Consider the following 646-nt stretch of genomic DNA (forward strand, 5'->3'; position numbering starts at 1 on the left):
AGGCGGTCTTGTAGTTTTGCCCAGCCTTTCCATACGACCAGCCATCCAGGTATGCCTGTACGTTTTGAATCACACCAGCCACCCACTTTTGCAATGGTGTGGAGAAACCAAGTCAATGTAGGTACTTCTTCTGGCAACGGCTTACCTTCATAATATGTGAGCCAAAGCACTTTCCATTCATCATCACCTACCACACAGTCAGCTGGTGTATCCTTATTCCAGGTGTTGTCGTCTTTTTTCTGTCGTTTGTAGGGCAGCATCAGGGCTTCTCTGGTTTGCAGCAATCTTACCGCTACAAACATCAGTATGACTGCCAGACGCTGCAAATTATCAGCGCTGAGCAACCTTAACCGTTCAACACCCGTACCGGTTTTCCAAGCTTTGTGAAACTCTTCTATGCGCCAGCGTAATCCATAAAACCTGAGAACCATACGGCAACATTCATATGTTTCAGCAGGCTCTGAGGTTAACAGAGTCCATCGCAGCCGGTCTGCTGTGTCATTATTAATTTCTTCAGCAATAAGGACATTGACTGTTATTGGATCAAGCCGACCACCTGGCCTTTGAGGTGATTGTATTGTCACGGTTTTCTTCTTTACCTGCAGAGTGGCTTTACGTGCTTTTCGCCCGCCACGCTGAGGAACAT

General features: G+C 47.1%; 1 protein-coding gene. It reads right to left on the reverse strand.

Annotation, left to right across the window (positions count from 1 at the left end; genetic code table 11):
* Positions 1 to 584, reverse strand: a 584-nt coding sequence (locus ACNRUY_RS26725) for an IS4 family transposase (protein ID WP_488114702.1), incomplete at its 3' end; no start/stop codon positions are given.
* Positions 585 to 646: the final 62 nt, after the last annotated feature.

The organism is Endozoicomonas sp. Z74 (genome assembly GCF_057680865.1).